This window comes from Halolactibacillus alkaliphilus (genome assembly GCF_900115465.1).
Taxonomy (GTDB): domain Bacteria; phylum Bacillota; class Bacilli; order Bacillales; family Amphibacillaceae; genus Halolactibacillus; species Halolactibacillus alkaliphilus.
The window spans coordinates 111,449-135,465 of the sequence record NZ_FOWN01000002.1; the positions used below are offsets into that span (position 1 = coordinate 111,449).

Sequence of the window (24,017 nt, forward strand, 5' to 3'; positions counted from 1 at the left end):
CTGAGACGTTATTTAGGAGGAAATTAATATGGCAAATAGAGTATTAATCGTAGACGATGCAGCTTTTATGAGAATGATGATCAAAGATATCTTATCTAAAAATGGATTTGATGTTGTAGGTGAAGCAGAGAATGGTCAAGTCGCTGTAGAAAAGTATGCCGAATTGACACCGGATTTAGTAACAATGGACATTACAATGCCTGAAAAAGATGGTATTCAAGCGTTAAAAGAAATCAAAGCCCACAATCCTAACGCAACGGTCATTATGTGTTCAGCTATGGGACAACAGGCTATGGTTATTGATGCTATTCAAGCAGGGGCAAAAGACTTTATTGTAAAGCCATTTCAAGCAGACCGTGTGTTAGAGGCTATAAATAAAGCGCTAGGATAAAATTATGAAACGATTGATTTTTCTATGCATGTTCATCGCATTATATTTGGGACCAATACAAATCTTTGCTGAAGATGATAATGGTTCTGTCCTAGATGCTTATGAACAACCCCCCATAAATAATGAAGTGCCTGAGGATACACCAGCACAAAATATACTAGATAGTACCGAAGACGAAGACGAAGCTAATATAGATGCACCAGCACTATTTCAAAACGATTCTAGTAATATCAGTTTATTTAATCTTGTCTTGCGATTTATTTTAGCGTTAGTACTTGTCATTGTGTTAATTTATGTGTTATTAAAATTTATGAATAAATACACCGCCAAACAAGGTCAACTCTCTCAATTAGAAAACCTCGGGGGTATATCTGTCGGTTTAAATAAATCGGTCCAATTAGTTAAAGTTGGTAACACGGTCTACTTACTCGGCGTCGGTGACAATGTTGATTTATTGACAGAAGTAAAAGACGAGGCTCTCATTGAGCAAATTATAAACAATAGGCAAGCACCTTCGTCTGATCTATTATCAAAGGTGACTCAAGTATGGGGACAACAAAAAACTAGTAATACGGATAAAACGACGAACACAGATCAACAAAAATCGTCAGATGCATCATTCGCAAGTTTATTTAAGGGTGAGCTAGATCAAATGAAAAAAAAGCAATCAAAGATAAGACGAAACATTGAGGGGCATGATCAAGATGAATGAGTTTATTGATATATTTAGTTCAACCGATCCTGAGAATGTTACTACCTCAATTCAGTTATTACTACTATTAACGGTCTTTTCTTTGGCGCCAGGGATATTAATTTTAATGACAAGCTTTACTCGAATTGTCATAGTTTTATCTTTTACGAGAACATCTCTAGCAACGCAACAAATGCCGCCGAATCAATTATTAGTTGGACTCGCTTTATTCATGACGTTTTTCATCATGGCGCCAACGTTCTCAGAAATTAATGAACAGGCGCTAACACCGCTATTAGATGAAGAAATCAATATTGAAGAAGCCTATGAATTAGCAAGTACGCCGATTAAATATTTTATGGCTAACCATACACGTGAAAGAGATCTTGCGTTATTTTTATCATATGTAGAGGCCCCTGAAATCGAGACAATCGAAGATATTCCTCTAACTGCACTCGTGCCAGCCTTCGCTATTAGTGAATTGAAAACGGCTTTTACGATGGGTTTTATGATATTTATACCATTTCTTGTCATTGATATGACGGTCGCGAGTGTTTTAATGTCGATGGGTATGATGATGTTACCCCCGGTAATGATTTCGTTACCCTTTAAAGTGTTATTATTTGTTTTAGTAGATGGTTGGTATTTAATTTCTGAAGCGTTACTGTCAAGTTTTAATTAGAAAGAGGCGAAAACATGAGTGGGGAATTAGTTATTTCACTAGCTGAACGAGGGATTACAACGGTACTAATGGTGTCAGGTCCACTTTTATTATTAGCATTGGTCGTTGGTTTACTCGTAAGTATTTTTCAAGCAACAACACAAATTCAAGAACAAACATTGGCTTTTATACCGAAAATTGTTGCGGTAATGTTTGGTTTGGTTATATTTGGTCCTTGGATGCTAACCCAAGTCGTTCAATTCACTACAGAAATATTGCAAAACCTAACAACGGTCATTAGATAAATATGCTGGAAATTATTGAATTAAACTGGGTCACTGTCTTTCTACTTGTATTTGGTCGGTTTATTGGTTTTTTTGTCACCTTACCGATTTTCTCCTATCGTAACATACCCACGCCATTTAAAATCGGTTTAGCTGGGTTTATCAGTGTGATGATAATGTTTACGATAGACATACCTGATATTAACTTAGATTTATTTTTTGTCGTATTGTTAGTTAAAGAAGTCATTATTGGTTTATTGATTGGTTTTGTAGCTAACATTATTATGACCGTTATTCAAATAGCTGGAAATTTCATCGATTTTCAAATGGGCTTTGCGATTGCTAATGTCATAGACCCGCAAACGGGAGCGCAAGGACCGGTTATTGGACAATACTTATATATCTTTGCTTTGATGTTCTTGCTGGCAGTAGATGGACATCATTTATTAATTCAAGGGGCTATTTATAGTTTTGATTTAATATCCGTTGAGCAATTGATCAACCTCGGACAAGATCGACTGTTAATTACAGCAGTAAGTATGTTTAATCACCTTTTCCTTATAGCTTTTCAAATGGCGATACCCATTGTAGGGACATTATTTTTGGTTGATGTAACAATGGGGATTATTGCAAGAACGGTCCCGCAACTCAATGTTTTTGTCGTTGGTATACCATTGAAAATCGGGGTATCATTATTTGTTCTTAGTATGTTTATGATGTTGTATATTGACTTAGTCAAACGTCTATTTGCATACTTACTTGAAATGATGCAAATTATCATGCGACTGCTTGGAGGTTGAGGAAATGACCTATTTACAATTAGATCTCCAATTCTTTTCTGGCGAGAAAACAGAAAAAGCGACACCTAAAAAGCGTGAAGATACAAGAAAAAAAGGTCAAGTCGCCAAAAGTCAGGATATCAATACCGCTATTGCCTTATTTTTTATTTTCTTAAGTCTTATGCTACTTGGGCCGTTTTTACGCATGAGGTTGACTAACTTATTCATAAAAGTCTTTTCAGAATACACGCAGTGGGGATTAACGTTTGATTCAATTCAACTTATAATCGTTGAGGTCCTTGGGTATATTGGCTTAACTATTGCGCCTGTATTAGGTGTTGCCTTTATTAGTGCAATTGCGAGTAACTTGGCTCAAATCGGTTTTTTATTTACCACCGAACCACTCCAATTTAAGCTAGATAAAATTAACCCAATCTCAGGATTTAAAAAGTTAGTTTCTCCACGGGCCATTGTGGAACTTGTCAAATCATTACTTAAAATTAGTTTTGTTGCAGTCGTTACAGTGACCGTCTTGTGGTCACGTAAAGATGAGGTGTTAATGTTAGCGTTTAAAGATTTAGATAGTGCACTCGCATTTTTTGGTGAAACGACCATATTCATTGGTATTGCAGGTGCTATCAGTTTATTTATCATTGGTGTATTGGATTACATATACCAGCGTTATGATCATGAAAAAAACATTCGTATGTCTAAACAAGACATTAAAGATGAATATAAAAATATAGAAGGGGATCCGCTAATTAAATCAAAAATTAAAGAGCGGCAGCGTCAGATGGCTATGAGCCGCATGATGAGTGAAGTCCCTGAAGCCGATGTTATTATAACAAACCCGACACACTATGCTGTCGCCATTAAGTATGATGAAACTAATCCCTTACATCAAGCCCCTTATGTTGTGGCTAAAGGGGTAGATTATGTCGCACTAAAAATAAGAGAAATTGCTGATCACCACCAGGTGATGATTATTGAAAATCGACCGTTAGCACGTGCCTTATACCGTGATGTTGAGATAAATCAAGATATTGATGAGTCTTACTATCAAGCGGTTGCGGAAATACTTGCTTATGTGTATCGATTAGAGAAAAAAGCTTAGTTTTCTGAGGGTAAGGAGAGTATACCGTTATGCGAGCAAGAGATCTAACCGTTGTGTTATTTGTCATCACGATTATCGTGATGTTAATTATTCCACTACCAGACATTATATTAAGTATTTTAATCTTAATTAATATTACACTTTCCCTCATTGTCATTTTAGTTGCGATGAATACATCAGAACCACTAGAGTTCTCGATTTTACCATCGCTCTTACTATTACTGACCCTTTTTCGTTTAGGTCTTAATGTTTCAACGACACGATCTATCTTGGGTACAGGTTCAGCGGGTAATGTGGTTGAAACATTTGGAACATTCGTTATTGGAGGTAATCCCCTCGTTGGTTTTGTCGTCTTTGTCATTTTAATTATTATTCAATTTCTTGTCATTACAAAAGGTTCTGAACGTGTATCAGAAGTTGGTGCGCGATTTACGCTTGATGCAATGCCAGGTAAGCAAATGAGTATTGATGCTGATTTAAACGCTGGTCTGATTAATGAGCAACAGGCCAAACAACGCCGTGAAAAGATTGAGCGAGAAGCAGATTTTTATGGCGCTATGGATGGTGCGAGTAAATTCGTTAAAGGTGATGCGATAGCTGGTATTATTATCGTCATGATCAATATCATTTTTGGTTTAATCATTGGTATGCTCCAACAAGGCATGAGTTTTAATGAAGCACTTAACACATATATGCAACTTACAGTTGGTGATGGACTTGTAAGTCAAATACCTGCGTTACTTATTTCAACAGCGACAGGTATTATCGTTACACGTGCTGTATCTGAAGGTAATTTAAGTACAGATGTTACAGGGCAATTATTGCAATACCCTAAACTGCTATATGTTGCTGGTATTACTATCTTTTTACTAGGTGTGTTTACGCCGATTCAATTCGTATTGACAACTATCGTCGCCCTTATTTTGATAGGGGGAGGTTTCTTACTGGAGCGCCCATCAAAGGTAGAGCCAGTGAATGAAGCAGAAATCGAAGAAGAAGAAACGACTGAAGATATGCGTTCGCAAGAAAATGTCGTTGATTTAATTAGTATGGATCCGATTGAATTTGAGTTTGGCTATGCACTTATTCCGTTAGTCGATGCTAGTCAAGGTGGCGATTTAATGGACCGTATCGTCATGATTAGACGTCAATTAGCGATTGAGTTAGGTCTAGTTATCCCTGTTGTTAGAATAAGAGATAATATCCAGCTACAACCGAATGCATACCAACTAAAGATTAAGGGTAATGAAGTAGCAACAGGCGAATTATTGCTGGATCATTTTCTTGCGATGACAGGCGGTTTAGATAGTGATGAATTAGATGGTGTAGATACAACGGAGCCGGCTTTTGGCCTGCCTGCGAAGTGGATTACAGAAGAAATGAAAGATGACGCCGAACTTAATGGATACACCGTTGTTGACCCGCCGTCAGTTGTAGCAACCCATATTACAGAAGTCATTAAAAAACATGCACATCAATTACTTGGTCGTCAGGAAACCAAACAATTAATTGATCATTTAAAAGAATCTTACCCTATCTTGGTAGAAGAAGTCACACCGGATGTATTATCGGTGGGCGATGTACAAAAAGTATTAGGAAAGTTATTACGTGAACAAGTATCTATTCGTAATTTACCGGTCATTTTTGAAACGCTTGCTGATTTCGGTAAAATGACCAATGACACAGAGTTATTAGGTGAATATGCAAGACAAGCATTAGCACCGCAAATTACGAAGCAGTATACAATGGGTAAACATCAACTTAAAGTTATTACAGTCGCTGGGGAAGTTGAACAAACAATAGCCGAGCATGTTCAACAAACGGAACATGGCAACTATTTAGCCTTAGACCCAGAAAAACAGCAGCGAATTATCCATGCAGTCAAAGAACAAATAGAGAAGATTTCACTTCTTGAAGAGCACCCAATTATTTTATGTTCACCGACTATTCGTATGTATATGAAGCAACTCTTAGACAGATTTTTCCCTCATATTATTGTTTTATCGTATAATGAATTAGAACCAAACTTAGACGTACAGAGTGCAGGGGTGGTGAACATCATATGAAATTAAAAAAGTATCAAGCAAAAACAATGCCTGAGGTAATGCAACAGGTAAGAAAAGACTTAGGACCAGAAGCGGTAATTTTAAATAGTAAAACGATCGAATCCGGTGGCTTTATGGGTTTGTTTAAAAAGAAACATATCGAAGTTGTTGCAGCGGTTGATCGACAGTCAACACCTAGGCAAATTAAAAAACAACCGAAACCGGTTGCGACAATACAACCAAAACACACATCCGACCATGCGCTAAAGACGTTTATAGCGAAAGAAACAAAGACCGAGAAAGAACAACAACTTGTATTAGAGGAACTGAGATCACTAAGAAAATGGATGGAAGATTCAACGGAACAAAAAAGTGACTTCCCTGCTGGTTATGACAGGATTTATCATGAACTTATTGAAGCAGATGTATCGAAAGAAACATCGAAGCAACTCGTTGAAGAAATACTAAACAAAAATGGTGATCATGATGTTGTTTACGAAGAAATAAAAAGTGACGTATATGAACGGATTGAAAACGTCTTTTATGAGACCGCCTCCGGCGTCATGAGTTTTCAATCGAAATTTGTTCACTTAGTTGGACCGACCGGTGTTGGCAAAACGACGACAATTGCTAAATTAGCAGCTAAGAGTCTGATGGAAGATAAACAATCGGTCGCATTAATCACCACTGATACGTATCGAATTGCTGCAATTGAACAACTCAAAACATATGCTAAAATATTAGATATTCCGATTGAAGTCTGTTATACGGTGGAAGATTATCAAATGGCACGACTAAAGTTTCAAGATTATGACCGTGTATTTGTTGATACAGCGGGTCGTAATTTTAAAGATGAAAAATATATTCGCGAATTAGGTCGTATTGTTGATTTATCAAAAGATATCGAAACATACCTGGTCCTAACGTTAACCGCAAAACCAAAAGATGTTTTAAGTATTTATCAGCAGTTCGATAACATCCCTTTAAAAGGATTTATTTTAACGAAAGCAGATGAGACAGACACACTAGGTGTCGTACTGGATTTAGTAAAAACAGCCAATATTGGGGTGAGCTTTGTAACAACTGGTCAAGATGTACCTGATGATATTACACGAGCAACTCCAGAGTATATGGCATCAAAGATAATGAGGACAACGCAACATGAATGATCAAGCACATCAGCTAAGAAAACAAATGAATGACACTGGAAAAGAAGCAAAAACGATCGCGGTAATTAGTGGAAAAGGTGGCGTCGGCAAATCGAATATCACATTAAATTTTGCCCTTGATTTAGTTGAGCGCGGTAAAAAAGTGTTGATTTTCGACTTAGACATCGGCATGGGGAACATTGATATTTTACTAGGTCTACAAAGTCAATATTCCATTGTGGATATGTTTAATCAACACCTACCTATTGAAAAGGTCATTGAGACAACAACAACAGGACTTTCTTATATTACCGCTGGTTCTGGACTGACAGATCTTTTTCAGATGAATGAAGAAAAAATTAATTTTTTCTTAATGCAATTCAATGAAGTGTTAAATCGCTATGACTATATTTTTTTCGACATGGGTGCAGGGGCTACGAAAGAGAGTCTCTTCTATATTTTATCGGCTGATGAATGTTTTGTTGTGACAACACCTGAGCCTACCGCAATGATGGATGCCTATGCAATGATTAAGCATGTTTACCACCGCAATAATGAGCTTCCTTTTTATTTAATTATGAATCGTGCAACATCATCTAAAGAAGGTGAAATTGCGACTGAACGGTTGAAGCGTGTTGTATTACAGTTTCTTAATAAAGAGTGTGTCGCACTCGGTCAATTACCGCTGGATGCAGTTGTTTCCAAATCTGTAACGAAACAACAACCATTTATTATGAGTGAGCCGAAGTCCAAGGTAGCTAAAGAGCTGCATCGACTTATTGACACGTATTTAAATGAAACGGATGTTGATTGTGTGAATAGTAAACAGCCAAGAAGTTTTATAACTAAATTAAAAAAGCTAATTAGAGAGAGGTAGATCACGATGAAAAAAGTTAATGTACTTGTTGTTGATGATTCCGCCTTTATGAGAAAAATGATTTCTAACATTCTAGAAGACCATGCCCGTATTCACGTAATAGATACCGCGCGTAATGGACAAGATGCACTTGAAAAAATTAAATTACATCAACCTGATGTCATTACATTAGATATTGAAATGCCGATTATGGATGGTATCCAGGCATTAAAAGAAATTATGAAACATGATCCAAGACCTGTCGTCATGTTGTCTAGTCTGACGCGGGAAGGTGCAGATAAGACTTTAGAATCAATGGAATTCGGGGCTGTAGATTTTATTCCAAAACCTTCTGGGTCTATTTCTCTAAACATTCAAGACATAGAGGACGAAATAATAAGTAAGGTGCTAGAAGCTGCCGAAGTTAAAGTTAAAACACTCAAACGTGACATGCCAGCCTTACCTATTAAAAAGATGGTGCCAAGACCCTCGAGTAAAAATATTTCCGAGGTGAAACTAGATGATAAACCATTGCCGTTTAAAAAGATTGTTGCCATTGGTACATCTACAGGTGGACCAAGAGCTTTACAACAAGTAATTACACAATTACCGGAAGACCTTCGTGCTCCCGTTGTTATTGTGCAACATATGCCAGCTGGTTTTACTAAATCACTTGCTGATCGACTTAATCAGCTATCAAAAGTAAAAGTAAAAGAAGCGGCTAATGGTGATGTGCTTCACCCGGGGGTCTGTTATATTGCGCCTGGAGGTTTCCAAATGCGGGTGAAACAGTCTAGTAAAGGTTACCACATCAAGATATCTAAAGAAGAAAATCGCAACGGTCATCAACCGGCTGTCGATGTCTTATTTGAATCTCTTGCTGAATTATCTGGCGTGTCATTTGTGAGTGTCATTATGACAGGAATGGGATCAGATGGAACAAATGGCATGATAAGAATGAAAGAACATCATCCATTTACGCAAGTCATTTCTGAATCAAAAGAAACATGTGTCGTCTATGGCATGCCTCAAGCAGCGGAGAAAACAAAACTAGTAGATTTTGTTGAGCCATTAACGCTGATCAGTGAGCGTATTGTTAAATTAGTTTAAGTGAGAGGTGAATCAGATGGAGATGAACGAATATTTAGACGTATTTATTGAAGAGAGCAAAGAACACATTCAAGCATTAAATGATCATTTACTAACGTTAGAAAAAAATCCTGAAGACGTATCAATAGTGAATGAGATATTTCGCTCAGCCCATACGTTAAAGGGTATGTCTGCTACTATGGGGTATCAGGATTTAGCCGATTTAACGCATAAGATGGAGAACGTACTGGATGCTATTCGTAACAACAAAGTGAAATTGACGGAAAAAATGCTTGATATTATATTCCAAGCGGTTGATGCACTTGAAGCGATGGTACTTGACATTATCGACGGTGGACAGGGTAAAAAAGACGTAAAGCAACTCGTGAACCAGCTAGAAGCAATGGAAAACGGTGAGTCAGTAGAAACAACACCACCCAGCACTTCAGATTCGCTTGAAAAAAACTTAGAAATAGATTTCATGCTTGATGACTTTGAATTAACTGTTTTACAACAATCAAAAGAGCGGGGCTACAAAAACTATCAAGTGACTGTAACGCTTCAAGAAACGTGTTTACTTAAAGCCGCTAGAGTATATATGGTTTTTGAAATACTTGAAAAAATGGGTGAAGTAATTAAATCTTCTCCAACCGTACCAGAGTTAGAGGAAGAGAAGTTTGATTATTCCTTCACTGTCGTTTTAGTAACAAAAGATTCCAAAGAAGATGTTCAAGCGAAAATAAATAAAGTATCTGAAATTGATACCGTAGAAGTAAAAGAGCTGGCAGTAAGAGCTTATGATCAAGATGATCAAAACGTGCCGGAAAGTATTGAGAGTGAGGACGCGTCTGTTACAGAAATAGAACCTAGTGAATCATCTGATCAAGAAAAAGCGAAGAAAAAAGCACAACTTTCTAGCAAAACCATTCGTGTTAATATTGATCGATTAGATGCATTGATGAATCTTTTTGAAGAGTTGGTTATTGACAGAGGACGCCTCGAACAAATCTCGACAACATTGAAAAATAATGAACTTCAAGAAACTGTTGAACATATGTCAAGAATTTCAGGTGATTTACAAAATATTATTTTAAAAATGCGTATGGTACCGGTAGATCAAGTATTTAACCGATTTCCTCGCATGGTACGTCAATTAGCTAAAGATTTAAATAAAGACATCGATCTGCAAATCTTTGGTGCAGAAACAGAGCTTGATCGAACAGTAATCGATGAGATTGGCGATCCATTAGTCCATCTAATTCGTAATGCACTTGACCATGGTATCGAAACCCCATCGTTACGTGAGTCAAAAGGCAAGAGTCCGCAAGGAACTTTAAAATTAAATGCTTATCATAGTGGAAACCATGTCTTTATTGAAATTTCTGATGATGGTGCAGGTATTGACCGTGAAAAAGTACTTAAAAAAGCCATTGGAAATGGTGTGTTAACACTTGAAGAATCAAAACATTATTCTGATCAGCAAGTGTTCCAGTTAATTATGGCATCTGGCTTCTCAACAGCAGATGAAATTTCTGATATTTCTGGACGCGGCGTAGGCTTAGATGTTGTGAAGAACACGATTGAATCTCTTGGTGGTAGTATGACGATTGACTCAAAATATAATGAAGGTTCAACGTTTGTCATTCAATTACCTTTGACCTTATCAATCATATCAGTCATGTTAACTGAAGTTAAAAATGAAAAGTATGCCATTCCGCTATCCTCGATTATCGAAACAGCGATTGTGAATAAAAAGGATATTCTTTCCGCTCATCATCAACCAGTGATCGACTTCAGAGGTCGTGTTGTACCGCTTGTTTCATTAACGGACGTCTTTGATGTTCCTGGTGATGCTGATGAGGATGACTTCCATTCTGTTGTTATTATTAGACAAGGCGAGAAAATGGCTGGGTTAATTGTAGATTCATTTATTGGTCAACAAGAAGTTGTTCTAAAATCACTCGGCAATTATTTGACGGATGTCTTTGCGATTTCAGGTGCAACTATTCTAGGTGATGGTCAAGTTGCCTTAATCGTAGATACAGATGCACTAATTAAGTAGGGGGTAAAACAATGGCAACAGAATTTTTAAAATCAATCGTATTTGAATTAAATGATGAAGAATATGCTTTACCAGTAGAACTGGTTGGCGCAATTGAACGGATTATGCCGATTACTCGTATACCGGGTGTGCCATCATTTGTTAAGGGTGTTTTAAACTTAAGAGGTGTTGTAACACCAGTGATTGACTTACGTGATAGATTTAAGTTTCCAATACAAAAAGAAACGGATGCTTCACGTATTATCATAATTCAACATGATGATAAAGATGTGGGGTTGATAGTTGATGCTTGTTACGACGTTATTGATATTCCTCGTCAATCCATTGAGCCTACTCCTGAAACCGTTGGCTCAGTAAAGATAGACTATATTAACGGTGTCGCAAAATATAATGAACGATTACTTATTCTCTTAAACATTGATGAAATTCTATCAGATGATGTGTTAAAAGAGTTTAATGATGAAAAGTAGGTGAAGATTTGGCTTCAATAGAATCATTAACAGCATTTCAATTAGATGTTATGAAAGAAATAGGGAACATTGGTTCTGGAAATGCCGCAACGGCCCTATCTAAACTACTCAATAAGAAAATTGATATGCACGTACCATCGGTACGTGTCATCGATTTTGAATCAATGATGAACTTAGTCGGTGGACCTGATGAAATTATTACAGCTGTCTTTCTTCGTATAGAAGGTGATGCACCTGGGCAAATGTTTTTTATTTTGTCACCCGAAGAAGCAGAAAGTTTTGTTAAACAGCTAACAGGTATTGATGATTTTTCAGTTATTGGTAACCCAAACAATCCAATGGCCCTATCAGCGCTACAAGAAATCGGTAATATTTTAGCAGGGTCATATCTCTCTGCTTTATCTGATTTTATTGGTGGAAGTTTACAACCGTCGATACCACTATTAACGATTGATATGGCGGGAGCTATCCTGGCAGAAGGTCTACTAGAAATTTCTCAAGTAAGTGATTATGCAATGGTGATTGATACGTTGATTGATGACCATGAAGATGAAGGAGATCCTATCAAAGGCCATTTTTTTCTATTACCAGACCCGGATTCGTTTGATCATTTATTTGAAAAGCTTGGAGTTAATAACGAATGAAAACATTAGTCGATCATATTGTTAAAGTTGGTATTGCTGATTTGAAATTTGCGGACGAACCGATGAACCTTAGAACGTCAGGCTTAGGTTCTTGTGTAGGTGTAGTGATTTATGATCCGCGTTTAAAAATGGCAGGTATGGCCCATGTTATGTTACCGGATTCTACTACTGCTAAAAAAGATAATTTAAATCCATATAAGTACGCAGATACATCATTGCCGATTCTTGTTAACACATTGCTAGATAAAGGGGCTAAACGTCACAATTTAAAAGCGAAAATTGCTGGTGGTGCACAAATGTTCTCTTTTAGTTCAACCAATGATATGTTGCGGGTAGGCGAGCGTAATGTTATAGCAGTCAAACAGTTTTTAGAGACCGAGCGTATTCCAATAGTTGCTCAAGATGTTCGAGGTAGTAGCGGTCGAACGATAGAGTTTTCAACAGAAACATTATTATTAAATATTCGCACAGTCAATCAAGGGACACAAGACTTATAGAAGGGGGACGATTACTATGACAACGGATACTATTGATCAGTTATGGGAGAAGTGGAGCGTATCACATGCCCCAGACATAGCTAATCGTCTTGTTGAACATTATCAATATCTAGTTGATTTTCATGCGCAGCGTATAAGTGTCCATCTACCGAAAAATGTCCAACGGGATGATATTCGAAGTTTGGGCTTTTTTGGTTTGTTTGATGCCTTAAATAAATTTGAACCAGAAAGAGACCTTAAATTTGATACGTATGCATCTTTTCGAATTCGTGGTGCGATAATTGATGGCTTAAGAAAAGAAGACTGGTTACCACGCTCAACAAGAGAAAAAACTAAAAAAATTGAACAAGCGATTCAACTATTAACCCAAACTCTTCAACGTGACCCGAGTGCTGAAGAGGTGGGCCAGCATATTGGCCTTACTCGTCAAGAAGTCGAAGAGACAATGAAGGACCACTTATTTAGTAATTTGTTGTCGATAGAAGAAAAAAGCGGTGATAGTGGGGATGACTTTAAAGAAGGTATTGGCCACTCAATTATCGATAACCAACAATTAACACCAGAAGATGCTATAATGAAAGATGAACATCATCGCGATTTGGCTCAAGCAATAAAAGGTTTAAATAAGAATGAGCAACTCGTGATTAGCTTGTTTTATTATGATGAATTAACCTTTACTGAAATTGGGCATGTTCTTAATCTAACAACTTCACGCATATCACAAATTCATAAACAAGCTGTGTTTAAATTAAAACATGTTTTAAGTAATGACTAATATTGTTAATGGAAAGGCGGATGATTGTGGTAGCATTAGATGAGTTTTTTGAGGTAATGGTGTCAGACGATGAGCTAACAGCAACGCTTAATCTTAAAGAAGAATGGCCAGAGCCTATTGATGAAGGGGTGTTTGAGCGCTGGTTGACAAGTCAACAGATTAAAACAGGTATTATTTCACACGTTTTTGATCGTATCCTTGCACAAGACGACCAACTAGAATTTCCTGTGATAATCGCCAGAGGTGAAGAGGCAATAGATGGTATAGATGGGACCATTCGATTTTTAACTAAAGAATCAGATACTATTAACATAGAAGAACGCGAGAGTTTTAAAGACATACATAAGATACCTACCGTTGAGAAAGATGAAAAGATTGCCATCATAACACGCCCAGTTCCAGAGGAAAATGGTTATAAAGTAAATGGGAAAGTGATTTACGGAAAAAAACCAAAGGCTGTTAAGTATACAGCCGGAGAAAATGTCTACTATGATGAAAAAACGCTTAGTTTCTATAGTAGTATTACCGGTAAACCAAGTATTGGTCGTTCTAAAATAAGTGTGTTTAATACATATGAAGTCCAAAATGATTTATCAATGAAAACAGGAAATGTTAAGTTCGATGGTTCGGTGACGATTCGAGGGAATGTGCCTGAAGGTTATTCTGTTGAAGCGACGGGAGATATATATATCCACGGACTCGTCGAAGCAAGCCATATAAAGGCGAATGGGTCTGTTCATATTACTGAAGGCATTGTTGGTATGAAAAAGGGTGTCATTGATGCAGGTGTCGATATCAACATCGGTTATATCAATCAAGCGACTGTTTCGGCGGGCCAAAATATTAATGTGAATAATTCTATTTTACATAGCGAATGTACAGCAGGTGCCCATATTTATTGTCAGGCAGGTCATATTATTGGTGGTGTTTGCTCGGCAGGTGAGTCAATTGAAGCAAAAGATATTGGCAATAAGATGGATACAAAAACAACTGTAGCAATTGCTGTTAACCAAAAATCTTTAGAACTGGTTAAACAACTTGATTTTGCCAGAGACACATTGTTAGAAGACATAAAAAAATTAAAGATATTAGGTGATGGTTTAGCAGCGAAAGCGAAAGCAGGCGGATTGAATTCTAAAGAGCGTATTTTGTTGCTAAAACAAAAAAATACGCTTCAGTTAACAGAACAAAAATTAAATAAAATCAATGAGAAAAAAGAATCCCTTACCGTGTCAATTGGTGAGGAAAATGAAGCCATGTTAATTACTAAAGGAACAATCTATCCCAATGTAGAGCTTTGCTTTGGTAAATATCAAGAAACAACAAAGAAGGCATATAAATATTCTACTATCTATTTAGAAGAAGGTGAAATTACGATTGCACCGCTTAATAGTCGTGGATAAAGTGGAAAGATGGGAGTGTATATGGAGTATTTACTGATTTTCTTTAGCTTCTTGCTGCACGTTTTAACTTTTATTGTACTAAGACACTATTATTTAAAACAACAACGGTTTGAAGCAGACCAACACAAATTTCAATCAGATAAGAAAGAACTAGAACAGCTGCTCATGTCATACCTTATTGAAATAAAAGAGGAAAATGACCGACTGGTGAGCTATATAGCTAAATCACCACAACGCAATAAATCCGACTTTTCCAATGATTATCGAACGTCAAAAAAACAAGATCAATATGATGATTTAGAACAGCAATCGATGTCAAAGAAAGATAGTGATACCACTAAAGAAAATAATAATACTGATTATATTCCACTCGTTGATGAAGTGATTGATAAAAGAGAGGGGTACGAAAAATCGTATCAAGCTGAGATTATATCCCGTTATGAACAAGGTCAAACAACTGAGGCAATAGCTAAGGCGCTAGATAGAGGGAAAACTGAAGTAGAGCTTATCATTAAATTCCATAAAAAATAATGGATTAGGCTTGCCTTAGGAAGCTGAATGTGATATATTAGTCCTCGGTGTTAAATACACACGCTAGCGGAGATTTAAAATGGTGCTTAAGAAATTAAGTTTTTTAAATTGAGGATATTAGCGGAGGAAAAATAAAAACCTATTAGGAGGAACAAAATCATGGCAGTTATTTCAATGAAACAACTACTTGAAGCTGGTGTACATTTCGGACACCAAACACGTCGCTGGAACCCAAAAATGAAGAAATATATCTTCACTGAGCGTAACGGCATCTACATTATCGACCTACAAAAAACAGTTAAGAAAGTGGAAGAAGCTTATAACTTCATTAAAGAAGTTGCTGAAAATGGTGGGACAGTTCTTTTCGTTGGTACGAAAAAACAAGCCCAAGAATCAGTTAAAGAAGAAGCTATCCGTTCAGGTCAATATTACATCAACCAACGTTGGTTAGGTGGTACTTTAACTAACTTCGGTACAATCCGTAAGCGTATCAACCGTCTTAAAGACATTGAGCGCATGGAAGAAGATGGAACGTTTGATGTCCTTCCAAAGAAAGAAGTTGTAGGACTTCTTAAAGAAAAAGATCGTCTTGTTAAATTCCTAGGCGGTATTAAAGAAATGAATAAAATTCCTGATGCTTTATTTATCGTTGATCCTCGTAAAGAGCGTATTGCGGTAGCTGAAGCGCATAAATTAAATATTCCGATTGTTGGTATCGTTGATACTAACTGTGACCCAGATGAGATTGATTATGTCATCCCTGCAAACGATGATGCAATCCGTGCGGTTAAATTGCTTACTGGTAAAATGGCGGATGCTATTTTAGAAGTAAAACAAGGTGAAGAAGAAGTTGTTGAAGAAACTGTTGAAGAAGTAGCTTCAGAAGTAGCTTCAGAAGAGTAAAACGTTAACGGAGGTGATAAGAGGGTAACCTTTTATCACCTTTTTTAAAGCGACGTCGAAGTAACTTATAATCTAAGGAGGAATTTTACATGACAGTAACAGCGAGTATGGTAAAAGAATTACGTGAAAAAACAGGCGCAGGTATGATGGACTGTAAAAAAGCACTACAAGAAACAAATGGTGATATGGACCAAGCGATTGATTACCTACGTGAAAAAGGTATTTCAAAAGCGGCTAAAAAAGCTGATCGTATTGCTGCAGAAGGTTCTGCATTCACTTTAACAGAAGGTAATACAGCTGTATTATTTGAAGTCAACTGTGAAACTGACTTTGTAACTAAAAATGATCAATTTAAAGCGCTCCTTAATGAATTAGCTAAACACTTATTAAGCCAAAAACCAGCGAATCTTGAAGAAGCTCTTCAACAACCATTACATGGTGATGGTGAAACTGTTGAAACATTCATTAACAATAACATTGCTAAAATCGGTGAGAAATTATCTCTTCGTCGATTTGTTATTGCTGAAAAAACAGATAACGATGCTTTTGGTGCATACATCCATATGGGTGGTAACATTGGTGTACTTACTGTATTAGAAGGTACAACAGATGAAACATTTGCTAAAGATATCGCTATGCACATTGCTGCAGTTAACCCGCGTTTTGTAGCGCGTGACGCTGTAGACGCAGAAACCGTTGATAAAGAGCGTGAAGTTCTTAAACAACAAGCTCTTAACGAAGGTAAGCCAGAGAACATCGTTGAGAAAATGGTTGAAGGTCGCCTTGGTAAATTCTTCGAAGAAATTTGCCTTTTAGAACAAAGCTTTGTTAAAGACCCAGATCAAAAAGTGAAGCAACTTGTAGCTGATAAAGGTGCGACTATTTCTGATTTTGCTCGTTATGAAGTAGGCGAAGGTATGGAGAAACGTCAAGAAAACTTTGCTGAAGAAGTAATGAATCAAGTTAAAAAATAAAGAATGACGTTACAGGTTTAAATGCGAAAGGGAGCACATGGTGTTCCCTTTTCTATAGGAAAGATTTAAAAATATTTGTCTAGAACGAAAAGTTCATGTAAGATAGAATTAAATTCTACATAATGGAGGTAATTATGGTCGCAGCACGTTATAAACGCATTGTATTAAAATTAAGTGGAGAAGCCCTCAGTGGAGAACAAGGTTATGGTCTGGAACCAAAAATTGTTCGTTCTATAGCTGAGCAAGTGAAGGAAGTTGTTAATTTAGGTGTCGAAGTCGCTATTGTTGTCGGTGGAGGTAATATTTGGCGTGGTAAGGTCGGTAGTGAGATGGGGATGGACCGTGCAAATGCTGATTATATGGGCATGTTAGCAACAGTGATGAATTCACTTGCTTTACAAGACAGTTTAGAAAATTGTGGTGTTGAAACCCGTGTTCAAACGTCGATTGAAATGCGCCAAGTCGCTGAACCATATATAAGACGCCGTGCTATGCGTCATCTAGAAAAGAAACGTGTTGTTATCTTCGCTGCAGGCACAGGTAATCCGTATTTTTCTACTGATACTACGGCAGCGCTTAGAGCAGCAGAAATTGATGCTGAAGTTATTTTAATGGCTAAAAATAATGTTGATGGTGTTTATACAGCTGATCCGATGTTAGATGACACAGCAACGAAGTATGAAGAATTAACATATCTCAAAATGTTAAACGATGGCTTAGGAGTAATGGACTCAACAGCATCATCGCTTTGCATGGATAATGATATACCTCTATTAGTTTTTAACGTTACACAAGAAGGTAATATTAAACGGGCGGTTTCTGGTGAAGAAATCGGTACCATTATAAGGGGGAAATAAGGATGTCAGAACAAGTTATCAAAGATGCTAAAGGTAAAATGGAACAAGCAATTGAATCTTATAATCGCAACCTAGCAACTGTTCGTGCGGGACGTGCAAACCCTGCCATTTTAAACAGTGTATATGTTGATTATTATGGTGCACCAACACCACTTAATCAACTTGCGACAATTTCAGTACCAGAAGCGCGTTTACTTATGATTACGCCTTTTGACAAATCGTCTATTGGTGAAGTCGAAAAGGCGATTCAAAAAGCTGATTTGGGTCTTGCACCATCGAGTGATGGTAATGTAGTGAGAATTTCTATTCCAGCATTAACAGAAGAGCGCCGTAGAGAACTAACAAAAGTTGTCGGTAAATTTGCTGAGGAGTCGAAAGTTCAAGTGCGTAATGTTCGTCGTGATGCAAATGATGTACTTAAAAAAGCTGAGAAAAACGGTGATTTAACAGAGGATGATTTACGTGGATTCCAAGATGATGTTCAGGAATTAACGGATGGTTATATTGCTAAGATTGATCAGTTAACGAAAGATAAAGAAGCAGAGATTATGGAAGTTTGATTGAGTGATCAATCGAAGAGGTGTAGCGCATCTGCTGCACCTCTTTTAACTTACTGCTAAAAGATGAATGAAGAGGCGCCAAATATAATATACTATCATGATTAGAAACAATACATAAGAAAATAATTGAAACTAGTGATTCTCAATAAAATACGTGATAAACTGTAGAAAGAATCTTTTTAAGTTTCTTTTTGGTTAAACATAAAGAGTAGTTAGGGTGAAGAAATATAATGTCTTGGTTAAAACCAAAAAAACGATGGCGTCATTTGTTTAAACGATCGACACATATTAATGTGTCACAGACAAAAAGAAGTCAATCGTCTGTGACCATGCCACATCATGTGGCTATTATAATGGATGGTAATGGACGTTGGGCTAAAGACCAGGGTTATCCTAGATTTAAGGGCCACCAAGTAGGTATGGATAATGTGAAACGTATTGTTAAAGTTGCCAATCGTGAAGGTGTAAAGATTTTAACTATTTATGCGTTTTCTACAGAGAATTGGAAACGTCCAAAAGCAGAAGTGGATTTCTTAATGAAACTTCCAACACAGTTTTTAAACGTCTATCTACCTGAACTAATCGAAGAAAATGTACGCGTTATGACGATGGGTCACTTTGAGCAGCTCCCGGAACATACAAAAAAAGCGATGCGAGCAGCAGTTGATCGGACAAAAGATAATAACGGCCTTATTTTAAACATTGCTTTAAATTATGGTAGTCGATTTGAAATCACAGAAGCTGTTAAAGCTATAGCAGAAGAAGTATCTAAAGGTGATTTAAGTCCTGAATGTATTTCAGAACAAACGATTAGTCAACACCTTTATACACATGAGCTACCGGATCCGGATTTGTTGATTCGGACAAGTGGAGAAGTGCGCTTGAGTAATTTTTTACTATGGCAACTTGCGTATAGTGAATTTTGGTTTAGTCCCGTTCATTGGCCGGCGTTTGATGAGGAAGAATTTCTTAAAGCGCTACACGCATACGCTTGTCGTAAGCGGCGTTTCGGCGGATTAAATGAGAAAGAAGAGGAATAATCATATGAAAACACGAGTTATTACGGCTATTGTCGCTATTTTGTTATTTTTTCCGTTTGTTATTATCGGTGATTGGCCATTCTATTTGGTGATGTTGCTTATATCCACGGTTGGATTATATGAATTATTTAAGATGAGAGAAATGAATAAATATTTGGTGCCAACAGTATTTGCTATGATCTTGTTATGGGTGTTGCTACTCCCAGCAATCGATGCATTGGCGATGATTAAATTAGCCCAACAAGAAATTCTCAGTGGTTTAGTTATGCTTATTCTCGGTTATACGGTGCTCGTAAAGAATAAGTTTACTTTTGAAGATGCTGGATTTATGATAATCACAGCCATTTATATTGGCTTAGGCTTTCATTATTTTATCGAAGCGCAACGGACCGGTTTAGAGTATATTTTTTATGCGATTATTGTAATCCTTGCAACCGATATAGGTGCATACTTTTCTGGACGTTACTTTGGCAAGCGGAAGTTGTGGCCAGAAATTAGCCCGAATAAAACGATTGAAGGTGCGTTAGGTGGCATTATTTTAGCCACAGTATTAGGCGTAATTTTTCATTTGATCTTCCCTGTTCATAATTCGCTCCTTATTGTTGGCCTTGTGAGTATGTTGGCTAGTGCTGTTGGTCAAGTTGGCGACTTAGTAGAATCTGCCTTTAAACGGTATTATCATGTTAAAGACTCTGGCCGTTTATTACCAGGGCATGGCGGTATATTAGACCGATTTGATAGTTGGTTATTCGTCTTTCCGTTTTTGTATTTAATACAATTTATCGCCTAGAGCGAGAAGATGCCATCCTCTAAAATCTATCAGATTTCAGGTGAGGGGCGTTCAACGGTTAGAATAAAGAAGGATAGATGTGAGCGAGATATAAGAGAAGGGAGTAAATCGTTTGAATACAATCATTGCTTTTATTTTAATGTTTGGGTTACTTGTTTTTGTCCATGAATTTGGTCATTTTATTGTAGCAAAGAAAACAGGTATGTTAGTGAGAGAGTTCGCCATCGGATTTGGGCCGAAGATTTTTTCTATTAAGAAAAATGAGACGTTATATACGATACGCATTTTACCGATGGGTGGGTACGTTCGTGTTGCCGGAGAAGATCCAGAAATAATTGAACTTAAAGCTGGTCAACATATTGGTTTAGTACTAAATGAACAAGAAGAAGTAAAAGATATCATCATCAATCAAAAAGATAAATACCCACTTGCTGAAGTGATTGAAGTATCTGAAGCGGATTTAACGCATGACTTATTTATTGAAGGTTCATTAGTTGGTGAGGATGACATGACCCGTTATCCTGTTAGTGAAACAGCCAATTATGTGATGGATGGGACAAAAACCCAAATCGCGCCATACAATCGTCAGTTTGCTTCTAAATCAAAATCAAAGCGTGCGCTTCAATTGTTTGCTGGTCCATTTATGAACTTTGTTTTGACAGCTGTACTTTTTTTCTTGTTAGCTATTTTACAAGGTATACCGGTTGAAGAGGCGCAAATCGGAGAAGTTTTACCTGATACACCTGCAAGTGATGCAGGGCTTATTGAAGGGGACGTTATTACAACGATTGATGGGAAAGAAATTACTACTTGGTTTGATTTTCAGACATACGTGGCATTACGACCGAATGAAGTAATGTCCATGACGGTTGAGCGTAATGATAGTGTGTCGGAAGTTATGTTGACACCAGAAGCTTATCAAGTAGATGAACAAACAGTTGGTCGAATTGGTGTCATGCGTGGTGTAGAAAAATCGTGGGCGAAGGCTATTCCTTACAGCTTAAGTGAAACTTACTACTGGTCTAAAATGATTATCACAAATGTCGCGATGCTTATCAGTGGACAATTCACTGTTGATGCATTATCTGGACCGGTCGGCATCTATGACTTTACCGATCAAGTTGTCCAGTCTGGTTTTTACAGTTTTATGACCTGGACTGCTGCGCTTAGTGTAAATCTTGGGATCATCAATTTATTACCACTACCAGCATTAGATGGTGGTCGTTTATTATTTATTGGTCTTGAAGCAGTTAGAGGAAAACCTATCTCTCAAGAGAAAGAAGGATTGGTTCACTTTATTGGTTTTGCTTTACTTATGCTACTAATGATTATTGTGACCTGGAATGACTTGCAACGGTTGTTTTTCTAAGTATTCGTAGAGGGCCGCAGTGACCTTTGTCTAAAAATGTCTTTGGGAAGGCCGTTTAAATTAGCTAGTTGTACTATGACTTCCTTTTTATAGGACGCATCTTGACCGAGACATTCAGGCTTAATAAAACCTTTAAAAAATATAAAGAATTCTCTATTATGGAGTATTCTACCATAAAGAATTATGGCTTAAATGATGAAAGATGGGTTACTTTTTGGTTAAACAGCACCTCTCGCGTGGTTTAAAGGGCAAAGCGCCGGTTTTGTTGTCCGCTGTAAAATTCTAAAAGTTGAAAGACCTTATAAACCCGTGACTTTAGTCATGGGTTGTTGATATTATGTAAATAGAGGTGGAATATTATTATGAAACAAAGTCAAACATTAATACCTACATTAAAAGAAATACCAGCGGATGCTGATGTGACAAGTCATCAACTGTTATTACGTGCAGGATTTATTCGTCAAAACTTTTCTGGCGTGTACACTTTTTTACCGTTAGGTAAGAAAGTGCTAAACATTGTAGAGAAAGTTGTCCGAGAAGAAATGGATGCTATTGGTGGTAATGAGGTACTTATGCCTGCTTTACAATCGGCAGATCTTTGGCGAGAATCAGGTCGTTGGGATAAGATGGGACCAGAATTAATGCGCTTAAATGACCGCCATGAGCGTGAATTTGTCTTAGGACCGACACATGAAGAAGTCGTTACGAGTATTGTCCGTGACGAAGTGAAAAGTTATAAGCAATTACCACTGACGGTATACCAAATTCAAACAAAGTTCCGTGATGAACGTCGTCCACGCTTTGGTTTATTGCGAGGCCGTGAGTTCATTATGAAGGACGCCTATTCGTTCCATTTAACCGATGAGAGTTTAGATGCTAGTTATCAAGCAATGTATGATGCTTACAGCCGAATTTTCACGCGTTTAGGTTTAAATTTTAGAGCGGTTATCGCTGATTCAGGGGCCATGGGTGGTAAAGATACGCATGAATTTATGGCATTATCAAAAGTTGGGGAAGATACAATTGCTTACTCAACGGCGTCAGATTATGCAGCCAATATCGAGATGGCTGAGGTGTATGACAATTATTCGCCTTCTACCGAAACGTTAAAAGAATTGGAAAAAGTATCCACTCCAAATAAAAAAACAATGCAAGAAGTGGCAGACTTCCTCGGTCATCCTATTGATAAGGGTTTAAAAACGTTACTCTTTAAAGCGGATGAATCCTTTGTTTTAGTTGTCACAAGAGGTGATCATGAAGTCAATGAAATTAAACTTAAACATGTCTTACATGTAGAAAATATTGAATTAGCTACCGATGAGGCTGCCCGTGAATTACTCGGGGCTGATTTCGGTTCACTGGGCCCGATTGGTGTATCTGAAGATGTCCAGGTGATTTGTGATTTAGCGGTTAAAGCTGTCGCAAATGTCACGTGTGGTGCTAATGAAGATGGTTTCCACTATGTGAATGTCAATCCGTCACGTGACTTTGGCGAATTTACTTATGAAGACATTCGATTTATTCAAGAAGGTGATCTGTCACCTGACGGAAAAGGTACCATTAAGTTTGCAGAAGGCATTGAAATTGGTCAAGTATTTAAACTAGGGAAGTTTTATGCGAATCAGCTAGGGGCAGAAGTACTTAATGACCAAGGACGCGCAGAAACACTTACGATGGGCTGCTACGGTATTGGAGTGTCCCGAACGCTGGCGGCGATTGTAGAACAGCATCATGATGATGCTGGTATTGTTTGGCCAAAACAAGTCGCACCATTTGCTCTACACTTAATCGTAGTTAATAGTAAAAATGACGAACAAGTAGCCCTTGGAAATGCTTTATACGAACAATTACAAGCGGCAGGTATTGAGGTACTCTATGACGATCGTAAAGAACGTGCAGGAGTGAAATTTGCTGAAAGTGATTTGATTGGTTTGCCTGTACGCGTGACAGTAGGTAAAAAAGCAAGTGAAGGTATTATAGAATTAAAAGAACGTAAGAGTGAAGAGAAGGAAGAAATGACAATAGACGCTTTGATGGCATACGTGAAGACTATATAAAAATGAGGAAACCCTTGTTGTTGAACA

At 37.4% G+C, this 24,017-nt stretch carries 25 protein-coding genes; all 25 read left to right on the forward strand.

Translation table 11 applies throughout. The features are described from left to right. Positions 1-28 precede the first annotated feature (28 nt). Positions 29-391, forward strand: a complete 363-nt coding sequence (locus BM163_RS01730) for a response regulator (protein ID WP_089799588.1) — start codon at positions 29-31, stop codon at positions 389-391. A 4-nt stretch (positions 392-395) separates the two neighbouring features. Beyond that, positions 396-1,103: a flagellar biosynthetic protein FliO gene (locus BM163_RS01735; RefSeq protein ID WP_089799591.1), complete on the forward strand. Its 708-nt coding sequence runs from the start codon at positions 396-398 to the stop codon at positions 1,101-1,103. Next, a complete protein-coding gene (gene fliP / locus BM163_RS01740) occupies positions 1,096-1,764 on the forward strand; it encodes a flagellar type III secretion system pore protein FliP (protein ID WP_089799593.1) in 669 nt (222 codons plus the stop codon). The genes BM163_RS01735 and fliP overlap by 8 nt, the downstream gene beginning before the upstream one ends. A 14-nt stretch (positions 1,765-1,778) precedes the next feature. Beyond that, the gene (gene fliQ, locus BM163_RS01745; RefSeq protein WP_089799595.1) at positions 1,779-2,048 is read left to right on the forward strand and encodes a flagellar biosynthesis protein FliQ; all 270 of its coding nucleotides are present in this window, start codon (positions 1,779-1,781) and stop codon (positions 2,046-2,048) included. Positions 2,049-2,050: 2 nt separating this feature from the next. Beyond that, entirely contained in the window at positions 2,051-2,827 is a 777-nt protein-coding gene (gene fliR, locus BM163_RS01750) for a flagellar biosynthetic protein FliR (RefSeq protein ID WP_089799597.1), read from the forward strand. A gap of 4 nt (positions 2,828-2,831) precedes the next feature. After that, the gene (gene flhB, locus BM163_RS01755; protein WP_089799599.1) at positions 2,832-3,920 is read left to right on the forward strand and encodes a flagellar biosynthesis protein FlhB; all 1,089 of its coding nucleotides are present in this window, start codon (positions 2,832-2,834) and stop codon (positions 3,918-3,920) included. Between the two features lie 29 nt (positions 3,921-3,949). After that, complete coding sequence (flhA, locus tag BM163_RS01760) at positions 3,950-5,986, forward strand: flagellar biosynthesis protein FlhA (RefSeq protein WP_089799601.1); 2,037 nt, start codon at positions 3,950-3,952, stop codon at positions 5,984-5,986. After that, positions 5,983-7,134 carry a flagellar biosynthesis GTPase FlhF gene (gene flhF / locus BM163_RS01765; protein WP_089799603.1) on the forward strand — a complete coding sequence of 384 codons (1,152 nt, stop codon included), beginning with the start codon at positions 5,983-5,985 and terminating at the stop codon, positions 7,132-7,134. The genes flhA and flhF overlap by 4 nt, the downstream gene beginning before the upstream one ends. Further along, complete coding sequence (locus tag BM163_RS01770) at positions 7,127-7,990, forward strand: MinD/ParA family protein (protein WP_089799605.1); 864 nt, start codon at positions 7,127-7,129, stop codon at positions 7,988-7,990. The genes flhF and BM163_RS01770 overlap by 8 nt, the downstream gene beginning before the upstream one ends. Positions 7,991-7,996: 6 nt before the next feature. Beyond that, complete coding sequence (locus BM163_RS01775; RefSeq protein ID WP_089799607.1) at positions 7,997-9,079, forward strand: protein-glutamate methylesterase/protein-glutamine glutaminase; 1,083 nt, start codon at positions 7,997-7,999, stop codon at positions 9,077-9,079. 16 nt (positions 9,080-9,095) lie between these two features. Beyond that, complete coding sequence (locus BM163_RS01780; protein ID WP_089799609.1) at positions 9,096-11,120, forward strand: chemotaxis protein CheA; 2,025 nt, start codon at positions 9,096-9,098, stop codon at positions 11,118-11,120. An 11-nt stretch (positions 11,121-11,131) separates the two neighbouring features. Beyond that, entirely contained in the window at positions 11,132-11,590 is a 459-nt protein-coding gene (locus BM163_RS01785) for a chemotaxis protein CheW (protein WP_089799610.1), read from the forward strand. Between the two features lie 8 nt (positions 11,591-11,598). Next, the gene (locus BM163_RS01790) at positions 11,599-12,234 is read left to right on the forward strand and encodes a chemotaxis protein CheC (RefSeq protein WP_089799612.1); all 636 of its coding nucleotides are present in this window, start codon (positions 11,599-11,601) and stop codon (positions 12,232-12,234) included. Beyond that, complete coding sequence (locus BM163_RS01795; RefSeq protein WP_089799614.1) at positions 12,231-12,731, forward strand: chemotaxis protein CheD; 501 nt, start codon at positions 12,231-12,233, stop codon at positions 12,729-12,731. The genes BM163_RS01790 and BM163_RS01795 overlap by 4 nt, the downstream gene beginning before the upstream one ends. A gap of 16 nt (positions 12,732-12,747) precedes the next feature. After that, entirely contained in the window at positions 12,748-13,506 is a 759-nt protein-coding gene (locus BM163_RS01800; RefSeq protein WP_089799616.1) for a FliA/WhiG family RNA polymerase sigma factor, read from the forward strand. A gap of 26 nt (positions 13,507-13,532) precedes the next feature. Further along, a complete protein-coding gene (locus BM163_RS01805) occupies positions 13,533-14,909 on the forward strand; it encodes a flagellar assembly protein A (RefSeq protein WP_089799618.1) in 1,377 nt (458 codons plus the stop codon). A 21-nt stretch (positions 14,910-14,930) separates the two neighbouring features. Continuing rightward, entirely contained in the window at positions 14,931-15,440 is a 510-nt protein-coding gene (locus BM163_RS01810) for a hypothetical protein (protein WP_089799620.1), read from the forward strand. 159 nt (positions 15,441-15,599) lie between these two features. Further along, a complete protein-coding gene (gene rpsB, locus BM163_RS01815; protein WP_089799623.1) occupies positions 15,600-16,343 on the forward strand; it encodes a 30S ribosomal protein S2 in 744 nt (247 codons plus the stop codon). 89 nt (positions 16,344-16,432) lie between these two features. After that, positions 16,433-17,317, forward strand: coding sequence for a translation elongation factor Ts (tsf, locus tag BM163_RS01820; RefSeq protein WP_089799625.1), 885 nt, complete (start codon positions 16,433-16,435; stop codon positions 17,315-17,317). 134 nt (positions 17,318-17,451) lie between these two features. Further along, entirely contained in the window at positions 17,452-18,174 is a 723-nt protein-coding gene (gene pyrH / locus BM163_RS01825; protein WP_089799627.1) for a UMP kinase, read from the forward strand. Between the two features lie 2 nt (positions 18,175-18,176). Next, positions 18,177-18,734, forward strand: a complete 558-nt coding sequence (frr, locus tag BM163_RS01830; RefSeq protein WP_089799629.1) for a ribosome recycling factor — start codon at positions 18,177-18,179, stop codon at positions 18,732-18,734. A gap of 230 nt (positions 18,735-18,964) precedes the next feature. Next, the gene (gene uppS / locus BM163_RS01835) at positions 18,965-19,774 is read left to right on the forward strand and encodes an undecaprenyl pyrophosphate synthase (RefSeq protein WP_089799631.1); all 810 of its coding nucleotides are present in this window, start codon (positions 18,965-18,967) and stop codon (positions 19,772-19,774) included. Between the two features lie 4 nt (positions 19,775-19,778). Next, positions 19,779-20,564 carry a phosphatidate cytidylyltransferase gene (locus BM163_RS01840; RefSeq protein ID WP_089799633.1) on the forward strand — a complete coding sequence of 262 codons (786 nt, stop codon included), beginning with the start codon at positions 19,779-19,781 and terminating at the stop codon, positions 20,562-20,564. A 112-nt stretch (positions 20,565-20,676) separates the two neighbouring features. Further along, the gene (gene rseP / locus BM163_RS01845; RefSeq protein ID WP_089799635.1) at positions 20,677-21,933 is read left to right on the forward strand and encodes an RIP metalloprotease RseP; all 1,257 of its coding nucleotides are present in this window, start codon (positions 20,677-20,679) and stop codon (positions 21,931-21,933) included. A 362-nt stretch (positions 21,934-22,295) separates the two neighbouring features. Further along, entirely contained in the window at positions 22,296-23,990 is a 1,695-nt protein-coding gene (locus tag BM163_RS01850) for a proline--tRNA ligase (protein WP_089799637.1), read from the forward strand. Positions 23,991-24,017 lie beyond the last annotated feature (27 nt).